The 19602-nt window shown below is 60.2% G+C and carries 16 protein-coding genes; 9 read left to right on the forward strand and 7 right to left on the reverse strand.

Annotation, left to right across the window (positions count from 1 at the left end; translation table 11 throughout):
• Positions 1-361 precede the first annotated feature (361 nt).
• From rhtA to AC07OV_RS25820, 4 genes are all read left to right on the forward strand, one after another.
• Complete coding sequence (rhtA, locus tag AC07OV_RS25805) at positions 362-1249, forward strand: threonine/homoserine exporter RhtA (RefSeq protein WP_176996384.1); 888 nt, start codon at positions 362-364, stop codon at positions 1247-1249.
• Positions 1250-1416: 167 nt separating this feature from the next.
• Entirely contained in the window at positions 1417-1698 is a 282-nt protein-coding gene (locus tag AC07OV_RS25810; RefSeq protein WP_176996385.1) for a hypothetical protein, read from the forward strand.
• A gap of 110 nt (positions 1699-1808) precedes the next feature.
• Positions 1809-2540 carry an SDR family oxidoreductase gene (locus AC07OV_RS25815; protein WP_176996386.1) on the forward strand — a complete coding sequence of 244 codons (732 nt, stop codon included), beginning with the start codon at positions 1809-1811 and terminating at the stop codon, positions 2538-2540.
• A gap of 33 nt (positions 2541-2573) precedes the next feature.
• Complete coding sequence (locus tag AC07OV_RS25820) at positions 2574-3164, forward strand: 2-hydroxychromene-2-carboxylate isomerase (protein WP_495093238.1); 591 nt, start codon at positions 2574-2576, stop codon at positions 3162-3164.
• Here the strand turns inward: AC07OV_RS25820 and AC07OV_RS25825 are convergent.
• Positions 3161-4156, reverse strand: coding sequence for a zinc-dependent alcohol dehydrogenase family protein (locus AC07OV_RS25825; protein ID WP_495093239.1), 996 nt, complete (start codon positions 4154-4156; stop codon positions 3161-3163). The genes AC07OV_RS25820 and AC07OV_RS25825 overlap by 4 nt on opposite strands.
• 115 nt (positions 4157-4271) lie before the next feature.
• Here AC07OV_RS25825 and AC07OV_RS25830 point away from each other — a divergent pair, with 115 nt between their 5' ends.
• Entirely contained in the window at positions 4272-5180 is a 909-nt protein-coding gene (locus AC07OV_RS25830; RefSeq protein WP_495093240.1) for a LysR family transcriptional regulator, read from the forward strand.
• On the opposite strand, the gene AC07OV_RS25835 is transcribed toward AC07OV_RS25830, so the two are convergent.
• From AC07OV_RS25835 to AC07OV_RS25855, 5 genes are all read right to left on the reverse strand, one after another.
• Positions 5173-6981, reverse strand: a complete 1809-nt coding sequence (locus tag AC07OV_RS25835; RefSeq protein ID WP_495093241.1) for an aminopeptidase P family protein — start codon at positions 6979-6981, stop codon at positions 5173-5175. The genes AC07OV_RS25830 and AC07OV_RS25835 overlap by 8 nt on opposite strands.
• Positions 6982-7030: 49 nt before the next feature.
• Positions 7031-8191: a cysteine desulfurase family protein gene (locus AC07OV_RS25840; RefSeq protein WP_495093242.1), complete on the reverse strand. Its 1161-nt coding sequence runs from the start codon at positions 8189-8191 to the stop codon at positions 7031-7033.
• A 253-nt stretch (positions 8192-8444) separates the two neighbouring features.
• A complete protein-coding gene (locus AC07OV_RS25845) occupies positions 8445-9815 on the reverse strand; it encodes a DUF1552 domain-containing protein (RefSeq protein ID WP_494998439.1) in 1371 nt (456 codons plus the stop codon).
• A gap of 2 nt (positions 9816-9817) precedes the next feature.
• Positions 9818-13963, reverse strand: coding sequence for a DUF1592 domain-containing protein (locus tag AC07OV_RS25850; RefSeq protein WP_495093243.1), 4146 nt, complete (start codon positions 13961-13963; stop codon positions 9818-9820).
• Between the two features lie 315 nt (positions 13964-14278).
• Positions 14279-14548: a hypothetical protein gene (locus AC07OV_RS25855; RefSeq protein ID WP_495093244.1), complete on the reverse strand. Its 270-nt coding sequence runs from the start codon at positions 14546-14548 to the stop codon at positions 14279-14281.
• 399 nt (positions 14549-14947) lie between these two features.
• On the opposite strand from AC07OV_RS25855, the gene msuE reads away from it, so the two are divergent.
• The 4 genes from msuE to AC07OV_RS25875 all read left to right on the forward strand — a co-directional run bounded on the left by msuE (position 14948) and on the right by AC07OV_RS25875 (position 19155).
• The gene (gene msuE, locus AC07OV_RS25860) at positions 14948-15511 is read left to right on the forward strand and encodes an FMN reductase (RefSeq protein ID WP_176996395.1); all 564 of its coding nucleotides are present in this window, start codon (positions 14948-14950) and stop codon (positions 15509-15511) included.
• Between the two features lie 9 nt (positions 15512-15520).
• Positions 15521-16666, forward strand: coding sequence for an FMNH2-dependent alkanesulfonate monooxygenase (gene ssuD / locus AC07OV_RS25865; RefSeq protein ID WP_495093245.1), 1146 nt, complete (start codon positions 15521-15523; stop codon positions 16664-16666).
• A gap of 186 nt (positions 16667-16852) precedes the next feature.
• Positions 16853-18040, forward strand: a complete 1188-nt coding sequence (locus AC07OV_RS25870; protein ID WP_495093246.1) for an acyl-CoA dehydrogenase family protein — start codon at positions 16853-16855, stop codon at positions 18038-18040.
• Positions 18041-18051: 11 nt separating this feature from the next.
• Positions 18052-19155: a sigma-54 interaction domain-containing protein gene (locus tag AC07OV_RS25875; RefSeq protein ID WP_176996398.1), complete on the forward strand. Its 1104-nt coding sequence runs from the start codon at positions 18052-18054 to the stop codon at positions 19153-19155.
• Here AC07OV_RS25875 and AC07OV_RS25880 read toward each other — a convergent pair.
• Positions 19144-19509 carry an antibiotic biosynthesis monooxygenase gene (locus AC07OV_RS25880; RefSeq protein ID WP_495093247.1) on the reverse strand — a complete coding sequence of 122 codons (366 nt, stop codon included), beginning with the start codon at positions 19507-19509 and terminating at the stop codon, positions 19144-19146. The two genes, AC07OV_RS25875 and AC07OV_RS25880, sit on opposite strands and share 12 nt — an antisense overlap.
• Positions 19510-19602: the final 93 nt, after the last annotated feature.

The following is a 19602-nucleotide window of genomic DNA, read 5'->3' on the forward strand; positions in this document are numbered from 1 at the left end:
TCCGATCTCTCGTCAGCGGGAGGCGAATTCTACAGCGTTACACGCTGCTGTCAACACCTCTTTTTCAACTTCCTTTTTGGCTTCGATGAACTGAAGCAACTTACCATCAAAACCTACATAACTCATTGTTTACCAAGGAGTTTTCCGTTTCGACTGCGCCGGAAGTGGGGCGAATTATAGACTTCTGAAATCGCCCGTCAACCCTTAATTCAACTTTTCTATCAACCCACACCAAATGTCCGAAAAGCGCCTATATAAAGAGGACACTCAGTATTGCTGAGCAATATATTGCTCAACGCCAAGCAGTTAAGCATCATAGCGGCTTCTGCTCCTCTACCAAGACTTCGGACGAACATCCCCAATGACCACCTCCCCCCGCAGCCTGGCTTCTGCGCTGTTTCCAGTCGGCCTGCTCCTGATCGCCATGGCTTCCATCCAGTCAGGCGCCTCGCTGGCCAAGAGCATGTTCCCTATCGTCGGCGCACAAGGCACCACCACCCTGCGCCTGATATTCGCCAGCGTAATCATGCTGCTTCTATTACGCCCATGGCGCGCCAAGCTGACGGCCAAGTCCCTGCGCACCGTCATCGTTTATGGGATGGCACTGGGCGGGATGAACTTCCTCTTCTATATGTCCTTGCGCACGGTCCCTCTGGGCATCGCCGTAGCGCTGGAATTCACCGGCCCGCTCGCAGTGGCCATCTATGCTTCCCGCCGAGCAGTCGACTTCCTGTGGATTGCCCTCGCAGTCGCAGGCTTGCTTCTATTGATCCCCACAGGCGAAGCCAGCAGCGGTATCGACCTGACAGGTGCTGCCTACGCCCTCGGCGCCGGTGTCTGCTGGGCGCTCTACATCCTGTTTGGCCAAAAGGCTGGCAATGATAATGGCGTCCAGACAGCCGCCCTCGGCGTCATGATCGCCGCACTGTTTGTCGCGCCGATTGGGATCGTGCACGCAGGCACGGCGCTTCTGACACCCGCCTTGATCCCCATCGCCATCGGCGTGGCCATTCTGTCCACCGCCCTCCCCTACACATTGGAGATGGTTGCCCTCACCCGTCTTCCCGCCCGTACCTTCGGCACCCTGATGAGCATCGAACCCGCATTCGGAGCGCTCTCTGGTCTGTTTTTCCTGCAAGAGCACCTGTCTTTCGCACAATGGATGGCCATCACCTGCATCATTCTGGCGTCCGTAGGTGCCACCCTGACCATGCGCAACGAATCCAAACCACTGGTGCCGGCAGATTAATCATCTTTAAAAGTAGCTCTAGTATTTGCCGTTCATTTAGGCCATGTTTATGTCGTAAACGAATGTCATTCATGGAGAATTTCGACAAGGACAGCACGAACGCTACACTCGAGAGCGAGTAGAGCCTGCTTCGAGCCTTTTTGGCGAAGCGGCTATTAAGGATAGGAATGAAGCGAATTTTGATACTGTTAATGGTCGTGGCCATGGCTGGCTGTGCCGCGACCACCAAGACAGAAGTGAAACGGGGCAAAAAAGGGCTGCATATCAACTGTTCCGGCCTGTCCTCATCCTGGGATCAGTGCTACACCAGTGCAACCAATTCATGCGGCGCCAAGGGTTATCGCGTTATCGCTAAGTCCGGTGACAACTCGGAAGAGCCAGGGGACTACCCTTTCGGCCTCAACCCGGCCGGCTACACAAGCCGCAGCATGATTGTCATCTGCAAATAACCGCCTGAGCAGTCCTCTTCTGACTGCTCACATTAATTTCTTCAGACAACCCCGGCATTCGCAACGCGACGTCTAGACTCCTGCTCGATAATCGAGCCTATGGAGTCCCCATGACACACAACAAGAAAATCGTATTGGTAGTGGGTGCCGGTGATGCCACCGGCGGCGCCATTGCCAAACGCTTCGCGCGCGAAGGTTATGTGGCCTGCGTCACCCGTCGCAGCGCTGACAAATTGCAGCCTCTGGTCGACAGCATCCAGTCAGCGGGTGGCGAAGCCCACGGCTTTGCCTGTGATGCGCGCAAGGAAGACGATGTCATCGCGCTCATCGAACAGATCGAGACTCAGCTGGGCCCCATCGAAGCCTTCGTCTTCAACATCGGCGCCAACGTACCGTGCAGCATCCTCGAAGAAACCGCCCGCAAGTATTTCAAGATCTGGGAGATGGCCTGTTTCTCAGGTTTCCTGAATGCGCGGGAAGTGGCCAAGCGCATGGTCACCCGCAACCGCGGCACCATCCTGTTCACCGGCGCCACCGCAGGTTTACGTGGCGGCGCGGGCTTTGCCGCGTTTGCCGGCGCCAAACATGGTATCCGCGCCTTGGCGCAAAGCATGGCGCGGGAGCTTGGGCCCATGAACATCCACGTGGCCCACGTGGTGGTCGACGGCGCCATCGACACCGACTTCATTCGCGACAATTTCCCGCAGAAATACGCCCTTAAAGATCAGGACGGCATCCTCAATCCCGACCACATCGCCGACAACTATTGGTACCTGCACAGTCAGCCACGCGACGCCTGGACCTTTGAATTGGACCTGCGCCCCTGGAACGAGCCCTGGTAAACACCCCATAACAATAAGCAGCGAGCACCGACCATGAGTAAAACCCTGGAATTCTTCTTCGACCTCGGCAGCCCCGCCACCTACCTGGCCTACACCCAATTGCCTGCGCTGTGTGCTGAAACCGGCGCGCAACTGGTCTACCAACCCATGTTATTGGGCGGCGTGTTCAAAGCCACCGGCAATGCCTCTCCCATCACCGTTCCCGCCAAGGGCCGCTACATGTTCGATGACCTGGCGCGCTACGCCCAACGCTACAACGTGCCCCTCACGTTCAACCCGCACTTCCCCATCAACACCTTGGGGCTGATGCGGGCCGTCACCGGCATTCAGATGCACCAACCACAACGCTTCCTCAGTTTTATTGATTGCCTGTTTAAAGCCCTGTGGGTAGAAGGCCGCCATCTGGGCGACCCCGCTGTGGTAGCGCAGGTCCTGACCGAACACGGTTTTGACCCGGAGGAAGTCCTGGCCCTGGCCAACGATGACGCCGTAAAGGCCGCACTCAAGGACAAGACCGAACAAGCCGTGCAGCGCGGCGTGTTCGGCGCCCCCAGCCTGTTTGTAGGCAACCGGCTGTTCTTCGGTCAGGACCGTCTGGATTTTGTGCGCGAAGCCCTGCGCTAGATCTCGATCGCCAAGCGTCCTTGAGCACCGCTTGCGAGCAAATCGTAAGCGGCATTGGCATTCAGCAGATCGAAATGATGCGGGTCCATGATCGGCTTCAGCTTGCCGGCGTCGATCAAGCGGGCCGCCTCGGCCAATATCTGCCCGTGGTGCTCGCGGCCCTTGCCTGTCAACAACGGCAACAATGTAAAGACACCCGAATAGGTCGCCCCGCGAAACGACAAAGGCGCCAGGCTATGCTGCCCCCAACCAAGGCAGCTCACCACATGGCCGTGATAGGTCTTGGCCGCGCGAAACGAGGCATCCAGCGTCGCGCCGCCAACGGTGTCATACACAATGTCGAACCCCTCACCCTCGGTGTAGAGCGCCACATACGCTTCCACCGTGTGTTGCTGATAGTCGATAAAGGTGGCGCCCAACCCTTCAATGGCCGCCCGGTGTTTCGCAGACCCCGTCGCATAAACGTCTGCGCCATAAGCCAGGGCCAATTGCACCGCGATATGCCCCACACCCCCAGCGCCACCTTGAATCAAGACTTTTTGCCCCGGGCCTACATGAGCACGGTCAACCAAGCCTTCCCAGGCCGTGATCAGCACCAGCGGCAATACAGCGGTTTCACGCATGCTCAAGGACGCCGGTTTTCGCGCCAACAAACGCGCATCGACCACCGCGTATTCAGCCAACGCGCCTTGCGCACCGCCAATCCCTGCCCCTAACGCGTAAACCTCATCGCCTACCTGCCATTCACCCGCCAACGCACCCACCGCTTCGACAGTCCCCGTCAGGTCCATGCCCAGGATCGCAGGCAACGGTTGTTGAGCATGTGCCGCCTGGCCTGCGCGAACTTTCGCATCCAAAGGGTTGAGGCCGACGGCGTGTATACGCACCAGCACTTGCCCAGCGCCCGCCACCGGCTTGGCGATGGCCATCAGGCGAAAAGGTGCGTCGACGGAATCCACCACCAGCGCCTGCATTTCAGTCGTATCGGTCATTTCGGTAATCTCGGTTCATTGAAAGTGAGGCCAATGATCCACCCGCAGACTCATGCCGATAAGACGCTAAAACGCTATAGTACCCATGCGCATACGGCATGAATGAGGCACTTCCATGGACAAGCTCCACGCAATGGCGATTTTTGTGCGAGTAATCGAGCGGGGCAGCTTTTCCGCCGTCGCCCGGGAACTGCAGACCACCCAGCCCACCATCAGCAAAGTGTTGCGCGCCCTGGAACAAGAACTGGGCGGCAAACTGATCTCCCGCAGCACCCGCCACCTGTCCCTGACCGACGAAGGTCAGCGGTACTACACCCATTGTCGAGAAATCCTCGCCGCCGTGGATGCTGCGGAACACAGCTTCCAAACCGGCAAGGAAAGCATCGCCGGCCCCCTGCGCATCGGCTCATCAGTAAGTTTTGGCCACCTGCATATCGCCTCACGGCTGAGTGGCTTCCTGCAGCAATACCCCGACGTGCAGGTGGACCTGCAACTCAGCGATCAACTGCAAGACCTGGTCAGCGAAGGCCTGGACGTCACCTTGCGCATTGGCGAGTTGCGCGACAGCGGCCTGATCGCCCGGCAAATCGGCACCACCCATCGCGTCACCCTGGCCAGCCCGACCTACCTGGCCCGACACCCCGCCCCGCAAACTCCAAAGGACCTCGCCCAGCACAACTGCCTGCTCTTCAACCTGCTGAGCAGCCAGAACCAGTGGACCTACGAAAAAGAGGGTACGCGACACACCGTGCGCATCACCGGCAACGCCCAGAGCAATAGCTCCGAAGCGGTGCGGGAGATGGTGTTGACGGGGCTCGGCATTGCGCTGTCGCCCCTGTGGCTGTTCTACGACGACTTGAAAGCTGGCCGCGTGGTAGCGCTGTTGCAGAATTACACCCCGCAGTCACTGCCGATCCATGCGGTGTCGGCCCCCAATCGTCGCCAGTCGGCCCGGGTCAAGGCGTTCGTCGATTACCTCGCCGACGCCCTGGCCCAGGCCCCCGAGCTGCAACCGATCAAATAGCTGCCGTACGCACCTGCAACCACTCAAGCCCCGCGCCACTGAGCAATGGGCTCAGGCGCTCACGCACTTCTGCGTGATAGGCGTTGAACCACTCACGCTCCTCTGCCGTCAGCAACGAAGGCTCCAGGCAACGGGTATCAATCGGGCACAAGGTCAGAGTTTCAAACTTGAGGAACTCCCCAAACTCAGTCTTGCCCGCTTCACGGTTCAGCACCAGGTTTTCGATTCGCACCCCCCAACGACCCGGGCGATAAGTCCCCGGCTCAATCGAAGTGATCATCCCCGCTTGCATCGCGGTTTGTGGCGCGGTCGCCGCCTGGTAGGCAATCACTTGCGGGCCTTCATGCACATTGAGGAAATAACCTACCCCGTGCCCGGTACCGTGGCCGTAGTCCACGCCTTCGGCCCAGATCGGCGCGCGCGCAATCGAATCGAGCAAAGGCGACAGAATGCCTTTGGGGAAATGCGCACGGGACAAGGCAATCACACCTTTCAGCACGCGTGTGCAGTCACGCTTCTGCTCCTCACTCGGCGTACCGATAGGCACCATCCGCGTGATGTCAGTGGTCCCCCCCAAGTACTGGCCACCCGAATCGATCAGCAACAAGCCGTCACCTTCGATCACCGCGTGCTCTTCTTCGGTCGCGTGGTAGTGCGGCATCGCGCCATTGGCGTTATACGCCGCGATAGTGTTGAAACTCAGCGACACGTAACCCGGGCGACGGGTACGGGCGGCGGTCAGGTGCTCATCAATGGTCAGTTCAGTGATGCGTTCACGGCCCAGCGCGCCGTCCAGCCAGGCGAAGAACTCGCACAGGGCTGCGCCGTCTTGCTCCATGGCCTGGCGAATGTGTTCCGCGTCCGCCAGGCTCTTGCGGGATTTAGCCAATGTAGTCGGGTTCAACCCTTCGATCAGCTTGACGCCGGTGTCGAGATTCTCCAGCAAGCCCGCAGTGACGCGAGCCGGGTCAACTTGCAGGCTTACACCCGACGGCACAGCGCGCAACGCTTCGGCCACTTCGCTGTAATCGCGCAGGATGACGCCATCTTGCTCCAGCACGGCGCGCAACTCGGCATCGACCTTGCTCAGCGCCACAAACAAAGTGGCCTGCTGTTGGTTGATCAACGCAAAGGACACGAACACCGGGTTGAACGACACATCACCGCCGCGCAGGTTGAACAGCCAGGCGATGTCATCCAGGGTGGCGATGAAGTGCCAATCGGCGCCCTTCTCTTTCAAACTCGCCCGCAAGGCGGCGAGCTTTTCAGCACGGCTGATGGTGGCCTGGGGCGGCAAGTGCTGATAGATCGGTTGGTTCGGCAACGCCGGGCGGTCCTTCCACACCTCATCGAGCAGGTCGATATCGGTACGCAAGCGTGCACCACGCTCCGCCAGTTTTGCCCCCAAGGTGCGCGCCGACGCCACCGCCATCACCGCGCCGTCCACTGCCACCACACCGCCTTCCGGGGTCTGCTCCGCCAGCCATTCCAGCGGGCCGGGTTGGCCAGGCTGCAATTTCACCAGCTCGATGCCACTGCCCTTGAGTTCCTTGGTCGCCTGTTCCCAATACCGGCTATCGGCCCAGACACCGGCGAAATCGGCGGTGACAATCAATGTCCCCACCGAGCCATGAAACCCCGACAACCATTGGCGCCCCTGCCAGTAACCCGGCAAGTATTCCGACAAGTGCGGGTCCGCCGACGGCACCAGGAGGGCGTGGACGCCCTCGCGGCTCATCAGTTCGCGGGTATGCGCCAGGCGCTGGGGAACCGTTCCATGGGTCAAAGGCTGCGTACTCATTGTGTCTCCTGCTAACCACGAATAATTGTTATGTGTTGCGATTGGAAATTCAGACCGCCCAGAACGCCGGTGCACTGGCCAGGGCCGCCTTGATCAGTTGTACCGCCTGGTCGACGTCCTGCTCGGTGGTAAACCGGCCCAGGCTCAGGCGAATGGTGCGCCCGGCGCTGCGGGCATCGTGGCCCAGGGCCAGAAGCACGTGGGACGGGGCGTTGCTCGCCGAATTGCAGGCCGACGTGGCCGAAAAGGCAATCCCTGCGCTCAACGCAGCGGAGTTGAACTCACCCTCGTCGAACGTAAGACTCAGGGTGTGGGGAATGCGTTGGGTGGGGCTGCCATTCAGGCGCACGCCTGCGACAGACGCCAATTGATCCAACAGACGCTGACGCAGGGCGATAATCGCGGCCTTCTCTGCAGCGAACGACTGTGCCGCCAAGGCAAACGCGGTGCCCATGCCGGCAATCTGGTGAGTCGCCAGGGTGCCGGAGCGCAAGCCGCCCTCGTGGCCACCGCCGTGAATCTGCGCCAACACTTTCTGCTGCGCCCGTGGCCCAACGTACAGCGCGCCGATCCCCTTGGGCCCATACAACTTGTGTGCGGAAAACGACATCAGGTCCACCGGCCACTGGGCCAGGTCGATCGCCACCTTGCCCGCCCCTTGCGCCGCGTCCACATGCAGCAGCGCGCCATGCTCACGCACGCGCGCGCCAATCGCAGGGATGTCGTTCAGGGTGCCCAGCTCGTTGTTGACCAGCATCAGCGACACCAGGAAGGTGTCTTCACGCAACGCTTCGCTCACCGCATCGGCGCTGATCAGGCCCTGGGCATCCGGCACCAGGTAGGTCACGGCCACGCCGGCCTCCTGCAACTGCCGCGCAGTGTCCAGGGTTGCCTTGTGCTCGATCTGGCTGGTGATGATATGCCCACCCGCTATACCGCGCGCCTGGGCGACGCCCTTGATGGCAAGGTTATTCGATTCGGTGGCACCGGAGGTCCAGACGATCTGCTCAGCCTGGGCCCCCACCAACTCGGCCACCTGGCGACGCGCCTGCTCGACCGTTTGCCGGGCCGCCTGGCCAAACGCATGGGAGCTGGACGCAGGGTTGCCGAAATTGGCATTGAAACCCAGGCACTCGACCATCACCTGGATGACCCGCTCATCCACCGGAGTGGTGGCGGCGTAGTCGAAATACAACGGACGTTTATTCATGACATTAAAGACTCGCAGAGCATGTCCCGAGAGTGACGCTCCCAGGGGCATCGACCAGAACAAGGGCCGTCAGGTTTACCCGACTGGATGCCATAAAAGAAAGACCACGTTATTGCAGATAGGCGTAGGAACGCTCCTGATTTTCAGCTTAACAGCCTGAACGATGGGGCCGTTAGAACGATTGGGCCTAAATAAAAAAAGCCGAAAAGTCGATCCCACAGACTTTTCGGCATTTTGTCGTATTGGCGGCGGTTTAAACGTTGGTGAAAATCCCCGTCACCGGTTCCACATTCCCGCCGTATGGCACGGTTGTTCCCGCGGCCCTGGCGATAGTGGCCCAGATGCGCTGCATATCGACCATGGTATTGCCGATCACCGGGTTGCCTTCCTGATGCCGGTCGCCCTGTGCCGTGATATTGAAATAACGCCCTGCGCCGTCCCCACTCTTGAGCAAATTGCTCGCGCCACCCATCAACACCAGCGGCATGTCCTTGGTATGTTCCGGCGCACCATCAGCCATCTCGCTGGTGAACACCACCAGCGTGTGCTTGAGCAAACTGTCACCGGGAACATCAGGATCTGCCTGACGTGCCAGCTCATCCATAAATAGCTTGGCCCGTTGGGTGTACCACTGCCGGGATTTTTTCCACACTTCCAGTCCAGCATAACGGTGCGCACAATCATGGGGGTTGGTCACGTCGCTGACATCCAGGATATTGAGCGACTCCGCCGAACGCCCCACCTGAATCGTGGCAACACGGGTGATGCCGCACGCCAATGCCGTCGCAACCACTTGATGATGACTGCTTTGTACCTGATTACGAAACTGCGCAGACTTGAACGGCACCTCGTCCAACGCCAGCGGTGAACACTCACCAATCGGCGGCAGCGTTTCCTCCATGTCCTTCATGGTTTGCTCTACAGAATCAAGCTGCGTGTCGAGCTTCTGTTTTTGCGCACCGGCGAGCTTGCTTCGAAGTTCGTTGATGTCAGCCAGTACCGGGTCGAACACATGCTTGTTGCGCGTCAGTTGATCGCGCAGGTCACGACTGACGGAGCCAAAGATCTTCTCGTACATCAACACCGGATCCTGCTCAGGCCTGCGCATCGCGCCCCCACTTTCCGGTCCTTCCCACGAGACCTGCCAGGCAGTGCCATCAATCCCCGAGTGCGGCCCGGAAAAAAGACTGCGCTGGGACGGGTCCGTACCCGGCATGTGCCGTCCCAGCAACACATCAATGGAGGCCATTTTCTTCTCACGGTCGCGCAAGGCCCATGTCCAGCCGTTGTGGCCTTCATTGCCCGGCCCAAGAATGATGCCACGCGGATAAAGGGACTGGCTTTTATACGCAGCGAGTTCCTGGCTGACTTCATTGAGCTGAAAGTCGGAGGTATCCAGAGCACTGGCACTGGGATGCCAAAGGCCTCGTCCATCGCTGGAATAAGCCGACGCAGAGTCCACCGCCAAGCCATCCGGCACCACAAAAAACACGACCTTGAGCTTGGCTTGCTGGGTTTGCCCCGCCAAGGCCATGCGTGCCAGGCCACACTGCGTGAGCGGTGCAAACACGCCCATGGCGGCCAGCCCGGCCAGGAAACGACGACGGCTCTTCAAGATATCCATGATCAATCCCTCTGCGTCTTGAATTGGAACGCGTTGGAAGTGCCCAGCGTTCGCAACATCGCGGGCAACGAGCCGGTGCCCTTCAACCCGTCGGTAATCGCCTTGACCGTTGCGGACGTGGACTCGTCGGATTTGTTACCCGAGGCAAAACGGAAGTAGCTGTCTGCCATGCAAAACATCGATGCCGAGTTGTGTGCGATCAACTTGGAGATGTCTCGCACATCCTCGATAGGCACCGTCCCGTCGACGCCAATGAACGGGCCAGACGACTTGATCGGCAACTGCACAGGAAACTGCGCGTAGTTGTAGGCTTGCTCCTGCAGGCGATAGCGCCCAGTGGCGTCGTAGTGCTCCATCGACGAACCGGTGTCGTTCATATACTGATGGCACTGCCAGCAGCGCCCCCCCGAAGCCTGCTCACCGTTCACCAGGTCCCAGCGTTCACGGGTCGTGATGGCGCGCGGCGGATAAGTGGGCTCCGTCGGCTCGGCTTCGACGGGCGCACCAAACTCCCGGCAGAACAGGTTTTCGCGAATCGCGATGCCACGTTTGACCAGCGAGGTGACCTTGTAGTCAGAAGTCGCCGCCTGGAACAGTCCCAAATGCAGCAAGCCACCGCGCTTCTCATCCACGGCCACCTTCTGCATCGCATCGCCCGTGACCCCACTGATACCGTAGTGCTCGGCCAGTGCCCGGTTAAGGAACGTCACACCAGGGTTGAACAACTCATCCAGCGTGCCCCTGCCGTCACGCATGACATGGCGGGTCAACAATGCTTGCTCCTGAGTCATCAGTTGGATCATCGACGCATCCAATCCCGGTTTTTCCTGCACGCCGCGCTGGGTCTTGATGTAGTAACTGATGAACCGATTGAAATGTTCCAGGCCACGTTCGGTGTGCAGCATCCGGTCGATCTCGGCCGCTATTTGCTCCTGGGTCTGCAATTCATTGCGCTCAGCCTTGGCCAACAGTTGCGCATCCGGAGTAGTGCCCTGGTAGGTGTAGGACAACGCCGTCGCCACCTCGTAAGGGGTCAGCTTGTAGACGCCGCCTTGCCCTGCCACTGCCTGACCCAGCTCAGAGCGATACAGGAAGTGGGGGGACAGCAACAATGCCGTGACCAGCGCCGGCTCCCCGTGCTCATCGAGTACAGCCTGATAACGCGCCAGCTCTGCCTCGGTCAGATGGCGACGAAACAGCCTGTAACCCAGCGCCCCCACCGACTGGCTATTGGTGGCGGATTCAAGCCGTTTGACCTGCTCGGGCGACACCCGCTCGGCGATGGAGACGGCCATGTCATACAGTTGCCTGATGTCTTCAGCCTGCAGGAATCCCATGCTGGCTTCACCCGGGTACTTGAAGTCTTTTTCCGATTTATCTGCAGGCAACTTTTCGGTGTTAACCGCCACCGCCAAAACATCCCAGACGCTGTTGGCGTATTCATCACGGGTCAACAGCCGCACCTGCCGCAAGCCATACGCATCGTTCGGGCTCAGGTAGGGCGCCCACACCACGTCAAACAAGTGCTTGCTGATCTCGGTGGCACAGGTGGTATCACAATGCCCGGCGACCGGCATGCTCTGAATCTGCCTTACCAGCGCATCCTGGCCCGCAGCGCTCCACGCAACGGCCATGCGCAGGTTCTTGAAGAACTCCACCGCATGGCATTTGGTGCACGCCTCGGCCAGCACCGTTTCGCCCAGCTTCGGCTCGTGGCGATAGGCAATCGGCGTGAGTTGTTCGTCCTGGCTTTCTTCGTTGATACGCAGGGGCACGCGCTCAGGCTGCGGTTTCTCTTGCGGATAATAGGGGTAGAGGATGTCGTACTCCCCATAGTCGAAAAGCCGGGTGACGTTCTCCCCCCAAGGCACCTCCACCACCTCCGGTGCTGCACCTGCGGGGTCTTTTTTCTGTACGGTGAAGTGCCACTTGGCAGCCGTCACCGAGGCCGGCTTGGGAGGTGCCAACAGCGTAATCTTGATGTCCAGCTTGACCGGCCGTTCACGGTATTGCAGGTTCAGCGTCGGCTTGCTGTTCTCGGCTGACAAGATGACCTGCGTGGTCCGCACTTGGGGAATCCAGTTTTTCACGTCGTTGAGTCGTACCTGATAGGTGCCGTAGGGCAAGCCTTTAAGAATCAAGGCAGCCTCGCTGTCCGCAGGATTGAACGATGCATGGAACTGCCGGGTATTGCCGCCCGGCGAGACCAGCGTGCCACTGAGCATTTCATCTTCCAGTTCAGCCGCAGGCGCCAGCATCGGACGCAAGGTCAGTTGCGTGTCCGGCAGGCCAGCAGGGTCGTAGCTGACGCGGTAGATCACCCCGGCGACATCGTCAGACACCAGCAGGCTTTTGTCCGCCAACTCGAGGAAGTCCGCCGGCCGGCCGACGCAGGAGTCGTCCAGGCAATACACATCAAAACGTTGAGGATCCTGGATAAACCCGTTGATCAGCGGGATCTGATTGACCACCCGCGTGCCGTCCTGGATCGACACGACCCGCACGTCCATGCCCGGCCGCTCTGCCGTACCCGCGCCGTGCACCGCCACCAACATATTCTGGGTGCCCGCGCGCGCCGGGAAGCCATCCCAGAACTTAAGCCCCAGGGGCGCCGTGTTGGTGCCCAGCTCAAAAGCGGCCGGCACATAGTCTTTCGGGTCGATCTGCTGCAAGGATTTATCGGAAACAATCGCCCCCTGCACCAACGGCGGCTGAATGACGCCAGGGTTGCGAAACTCTTCCTCGGTAAACCCCGGCGTCCCTTTGCCAAACAGATAAGGCACGCCAAAGTGCTGGTTGGCGCCGCTGAGGCGATTGATCTCATCGGGGTTGGGGTACCCCTGGCGGTTGTTATCGGTAAACCAGATCTCACCGGTCTTGGGGTTCCAGTCGAACCCCACGGAATTGCGCACGCCCTTAGCCAGGATCTCGGCCTTGCCGGTCACCGTGTCATAGCGCAACAAGGTGCCATAGCGCGGGTCGGCGGGAATCATGCACAGGTTGCACGGTATGCCTATGGCGCTGTACAGCCACTTATCGGTAGGGTCCAGCGGATTGAAATGCAGAGGGTGCTTCATGTGCCAGAAGCGTGTGCTCGAACCCGAACTGACAGGAGGCAACGGGAACACCGAGTCATCGGCTGGGAACTTGAACACCAACTCGGGTGAAGGGTCCTTGTAGTGCGCATCGGCGTCGCGCAGGCGGTAAAGACCACCGGTGGTCGAGTAGTACAAGTCACCGTCGCGATACACCACGCCATGGGGCTCTTCCAGGCCACTGGCAACCACATGGATGCCCGTCGGTTTGCCCGCGCTGTCGAGCGGCAAGGCGTAAATCATGTCGGCGATTTTTCCGTCATAGACGTAAGAAGGAATCGCACTGGAGCCGACGTACAGCACGTTCTTGCCCATCGCCATTTGCCGGGGCTGAATCAGGCCCTGGGCAAACAATTCGATTTTGATGCCCGGCAGGCCACTGAGTTTGTCCGCCCTTACCGGTGGCCGATACTTGAGGGTGACGGCTTGTTCCTCACCCTCCTCGCGCAGAAACGAAACAATGCGTGGCGTGTTCAACGGCACGAACCCATCCACCACGTTCATCACCAATTGGTAATCGCAGGCCTTCAAGTTGTCGAGGTGGAGGGTCTCGCCAGATTTGGCGCTGATGGGGATCTCTTCGGCCTTGCAACGCAATACGCCGGTAACGATTTGATCGGCACGCGCCACGCCAGGTACAGGGTTGCCGATGGGCCCGCGGCCGCTCAACGTGGCGAAACTCAAGGTCAGCCGGTTGCCCTGGAAACCTCCGCATTCGCCCAGGTCTTTCCAGGCGTCCGGCCAGATGACCGCCCCATTACCGGCGGGCAGGCCTGGGTTGTAGCCAGGCTGCTTGCACCATTGCCAGCTGCCGACACCCAGCGGTGCCTCTTCATCCTTCCAGCATTCAAACTGTCGGCCGACATTCTGCACCTGGTCGCCCTGCGCATAAACCTTGCCCGCTTCATAAGCCGGCGCCGTACACGCCTGGGCAGGCACGTCAGGCAATGCCACCCCTGCGGGTTTGTAAAAGAAATAAAGCAGAACGGCCAGTACCGCCAAGCCGATGACGCCGATCGACAAGACGCGGGAAAAGCGCGGAAATAGCTTCATGACTTGCGATCCATTGGCAAGCCAAGTGGTTCTTCCATCCAGGAAGGACTACACATTCACCGTCCTGCTGCGAAACACCCGGCAGGAAACCCATCCAAAACGCTTGTGGGCTTCAGAGCTCCAATTCTGAATGTCTTGCAAAGCTATTCCACTGCGTGACCACGACATGGCGTAAAGCCATAGAGGCAGGAACCAACAGACACTCAACCCAATCATCCACCCAACAGTTCAGGTGCGATGACTTGCTACAGCTAAGTTCTAGTTGGGGGGCAACTCGCCGTCAAACCCTGTCCGTTACCTACCGTCGGATAGGCGTCAGCTCGCACGACCGCCGTGGTGAGCCGATTGCTGTGCATTCATCTCGGCCTGCTGGTCAAAACCAAACGCTTTCTGCGGCTGGCCGGTCAGCGCAGCGCGCTGCTGTTGGTACTCGTCAAACGACAGGCCGCGCCGGCTCAACGCTTCCAACGCCAATTGCTTGCTTTCTTCAGCGGTGTAAGGGCGCAACTCAGGGGAAGGATGGGTCGCACACCCGGCGAAGACAGTGCTGACAACCAACAAGCAAACGGCGAGGAAATGGTTCATGGCGAAGGCCCTGCGAAAGAGGTTTCAAGTCAATGAACACAGGCTACTCCCGGCCCTTGGCAACGAAAAATCAACCGCCGTGATAGTCGCTATCAACCGTTCAGACACCTTCGATAGCGCGCCCTTTATATTTCTTTACGATCTATAAATATGGAAATATGTTCATTTACGGCATAACCGTAACCCTCTATAACTGCCTCACACCCGATCGACACTGTTCGCCACGCAACTGTTGCCCTGGCAACAGCCATTCAACAAAACACCAGGCAGACAACAGCCTCATTTTTCAGCAGTGAGCGTGCAGCCCACGCCAATCAAGGCTTTTCGCCGTTGGTACAGCTCTTGCTCAACACGTTTGACCTCACCTGCTATGCACCACTGTTGAAAAAGGAACTGTTCATGACCCGTCCCCTGAATGTCGTTGCCCTCTCCGGCGGAACCTGGCGTCCGTCCCGTACCCTCGTCCTGACCCACGCCGTGCTGGCTGAACTGGCCACCCTGCTGCCGATCCAGGCCACCGTGATCGAACTGGGCGATATCGCCCGGCCGCTGGGCGGCGCGTTGTCACGCGATGAACTGCCCGCCGAAGTCGAAGCGCAACTGTTGGCCATCGAACAGGCCGACTTGTTGATCGTTGCCGCACCGGTCTATCGCGGCTCCTACCCGGGCCTGCTCAAGCACTTGTTCGACCTGATTGGCCTCAACGCGCTGATCAACACCCCCGTGCTGCTCGCCGCCACCGGTGGCAGCGAGCGTCACGCGCTGGTGCTCGATCACCAGTTGCGCCCGCTGTTCAGCTTCTTCCAGGCCTTGACCTTGCCGATTGGCGTGTACGCCACCGAGGCCGACTTCACCGACTACCAAATCACCAGCGAGTTGTTAAAGGCCCGTATCCAACTGGCGGCCGAACGCGCGGCGCCGTTGTTTGCAGCGCACGCCCCTTCTTTGCTGAAAATCGCCTAAGGATTTGTCATGGATGTTTTCTGGTTTCTGCCGACTCACGGCGACGGGCATTACCTGGGCACCACCCAAGGCGCACGGCCGGTCACCCTCAATTACCTCAAGCAAGTCGCCCAGGCGGCTGACAGCCTGGGTTACCACGGCGTGTTGATTCCTACCGGGCGCTCGTGCGAAGACTCCTGGGTCATCGCCTCGGCGCTGGTGCCACTGACCGAACGCCTGCGTTACCTGGTGGCGATCCGCCCGGGCATCATCTCGCCCACGGTGTCCGCACGCATGGCAGCCACCCTGGACCGTCTGTCCAATGGCCGCCTGCTGATTAACGTGGTGACCGGTGGCGACCCTGACGAAAACCGCGGTGACGGCAGCTTCCTCGACCACAGCGAACGCTATGAGGTCACCGACGAATTCCTGCGCATCTGGCGCCGCGTATTGCAGGGCGAATCAGTCGATTTCGAAGGCAAACACCTGCGCGTACAGAATGCCAAGGCGCTTTACCCACCGGTGCAGAAGCCGTATCCGCCGCTGTACTTCGGCGGTTCTTCCGACGCCGCCCACGACCTCGCCGCCGAGCAGGTGGACGTGTACCTCACCTGGGGCGAGCCGCCCGCTGCCGTCGCACAAAAACTCGCGGATGTGCGTGAGCGCGCCGCACGCCACGGGCACACCGTGAAGTTCGGCATTCGCCTGCACGTGATCGTGCGCGAGACCGAAGAAGAGGCGTGGAAAGCCGCCGACAAACTGATCGAACACATCAGCGACGACACTATCGCCGCCGCGCAAAAATCGTTCTCGCGCTTTGACTCCGAAGGCCAGCGCCGCATGGCCGCGCTGCACGACGGGCGCCGCGACAACCTGCAAATCGCGCCCAACCTGTGGGCCGGCGTCGGCCTGGTGCGTGGCGGTGCCGGCACGGCGCTGGTGGGCAACCCGCAGCAAGTGGCCGAGCGCATCAAGGAATACGCGGACCTGGGGATCGAAAGCTTTATTTTCTCGGGCTACCCGCACCTGGAAGAAGCCTACCGCTTTGCCGAACTGGTGTTCCCGCTGCTGCCCGAGCCGTACGCCAGCCTGGCCGGGCGCGGCATCACCAACCTCACGGGCCCGTTTGGCGAAATGATTGCCAACGATGTGCTGCCCACAAAAGACAAGGCCTGAGAGCGCTGAGATCTGCTTGATGGGGACACTGCTTTTCTGTGGGAGCCGGGCTTGCCCGCGATGCAGGCGACTCGGTGTTTCAGTGATACCGAGGTGATGCCATCGCAGGCAAGCCAGCTCCCACATTAATCGTCATCACCCATCAGATAGTGCCCGAATTTCGATCGTCTTATTGAGGAACACCGCGTGACAGCCAAACCCCACAGCGTCCTGCCATCGCCTGCGCAGACCGCCAAATTGCTCGCCGCCGAATTCGCCCTCACCGCCGTCGAGCGCGATGAGCGCGGCGGCACGCCCAAAGCCGAGCGCGATGCCCTGCGTCAAAGCGGCCTGCTGGCCCTGAGCATCCCCACCCAATACGGCGGCCTCGGCGCGCGCTGGAGTGAAACCCTGGGCATCGTGCGTGAGTTCGCCAAGGTCGACAGTTCCATCGCCCATGTCTTCGGTTTTCATCACTTGATGCTCGCCACCGTGCGCCTGTTTGCACGCCCTGACCAATGGCAACCCTGGTTCGAACAGACCGCTCGCAAGAACTGGTTCTGGGGCAACGCTCTCAACCCGCTGGACACGCGCACGGTGGTCAAGGACTTCGGCGGCTGGCGCGAGTTTTCCGGCAAGAAGAGCTTCTGCTCCGGCGCCAGTGACTCGGAAATGCTGATCGCCTCCGCCGTCGATGAAAGCGCCGGCGGCAAACTGTTGATCGCCGCCATCCCCAGCGGGCGCAGCGGCATCACCTTGCACAATGACTGGAACAACATCGGCCAGCGCCAGACCGACAGCGGCAGCGCCAGCTTCGAGCGGGTGCGCGTCGAGGAGTCGGAACTGCTGCTCGACCCGGGCCCGCTGAGCACGCCCTTTGCCTGCCTGCGCCCGTTGATTGCACAGCTGACGTTCACCCATATGTTCCTCGGCATTGCCGAGGGTGCCTTTGAAGAAGCACGGCACTACACCCTCACCGAAACCCGCTCGTGGCACAAATCCTCGGCCGATGACGTGCGCCACGACCCCTACGTGCTGCATCACTACGGTGAGTTCTGGGTCGCCCTCGAAGGGATACGCCTGATGGTGGAGCGCGCCGCCGAGTTGCTCGATCAAGCCTGGGCCAAAGGCCCGAACCTCAGCGAAACCGAGCGCGGTCAACTGGCCATCGCCATCGCCACCGCCAAGGTCGCCGCCACTCGCCAGGGCCTGGACCTGTGCAGCCGGCTGTTTGAAGTCACCGGCGCACGCTCCACCCACGCCTCACTGCGCCTGGACCGCCACTGGCGCAACCTGCGCACCCAGACCTTGCACGACCCGGTGGACTACAAACTCCACGAGCTGGGGGACTGGGCCTTGAACCAATCCCTGCCAATTCCCACGTTCTACTCCTGAGAGAGGTGCCCATGCAGCTTCTGACCCTACCGCCCTCGCCCGCCCTCGCGACCTCGATCCGCGCCACGGCCCAGGTCTTCGAAGACCCCAAATCCCAGGCGCTGCTCGACCACATCCAGCAGGTGGCACCCAGCGAAGCCAGCGTGCTGATCATCGGCGAAACCGGCACCGGCAAAGAGCTGGTGGCGCGGCATATCCACAACCTCAGCGCACGCCGTAACCGGCCGTTCGTGGCGGTGAACTGCGGGGCGTTCTCTGAATCCCTGGTGGAAGCCGAACTGTTTGGCCATGAAAAAGGTGCCTTTACCGGCGCCCTCAGCGCCAAGGCCGGCTGGTTCGAAGAGGCTGACGGCGGCACCTTGTTCCTCGATGAGATCGGCGACTTGCCCATGGCGATCCAGGTCAAGTTGCTGCGTGTCCTACAGGAACGTGAAGTCGTACGCCTGGGATCACGCAAGAGCATTCCCATTGATGTGCGCGTATTGGCCGCGACCAACGTGCAACTGGAAAAGGCCATCAACGCCGGGCACTTTCGCGAAGACCTCTACTACCGCCTCGATGTGGTCAGCCTGGAACTCAGCCCGCTGCGCGAGCGCCCCGGCGATATCCTGCCGCTGACCCGGCATTTCATCGAGGCCTACAGCCAGCGCCTGGGCTACGGCCCGATCACCATCAGCCGCGAGGCCGAGCACAAGCTCAAGAGCTACAGCTGGCCGGGCAACATCCGCGAGCTGGAAAACGTGATTCACCACACCCTGTTGATCTGCCGTAACGGCGTGATCGAACGGGATGACCTGCGCCTGTCGAACATGCGCATCGAGCGTCAGGACGACAGCCAGCACAGCGCCGACAACAGCGCCGAAGCCCTGCTGGAGCGCGCCTTTCAAAAACTCTTCGAGGAACAGGCCGGCGCCCTGCACGAAAAAGTCGAGGACGCGCTGCTACGGGCAGCCTACCGCTTCAGCCATTACAACCAGGTGCACACCGCCAACTTGCTGGGCCTGAGCCGTAACGTGACGCGCACCCGCCTGATCAAGATCGGCGAGCTGGCGGTGAACAAACGTCGCCCCGGCGAAAACGTGCAAGGCGAGCGCATGTTGCACTTATCCATTTAGGCGGCAGTGCAACGCGTTGTCATGGCTGCGCTCAAAACTGCGCAGCACCTGAAACGAACCGAAGGTCACGGCCGTGGCCTGGTGGGCGCGGATCAGGGTCCAGAAATCTTCCTCGCCCTGTTCAAAGCGCTGGAATGCCGCTTCGCCGTCCTCGCGGGACTGCCACTGCAGGTAATTGAGCACCCGCCGGCCGTCATCACTGACCTGCACGCTTGCACTCAAAAAACCGCCATGGCCCTCGGCCAGGCGCTCGCTCTGAGTGCACAACGCCGCCACCAGGGCGCCTTGCTGCTGAGGCTCGATCTGGAACTCGATCAGTTGAGTGAAACTGCGATTCTTCTCTGATACCTGCATGAACACTCCCCTCTCTCCGTAGGCAGAATCTTGCGATTCGATGCAGCGCAGGGTAAAACCTCTAGTTAAGTCAAGGTCAAGCGTTGTTTCGGA

It is taken from the genome of Pseudomonas sp. GW821-FHT09A09, from assembly GCF_059418405.1.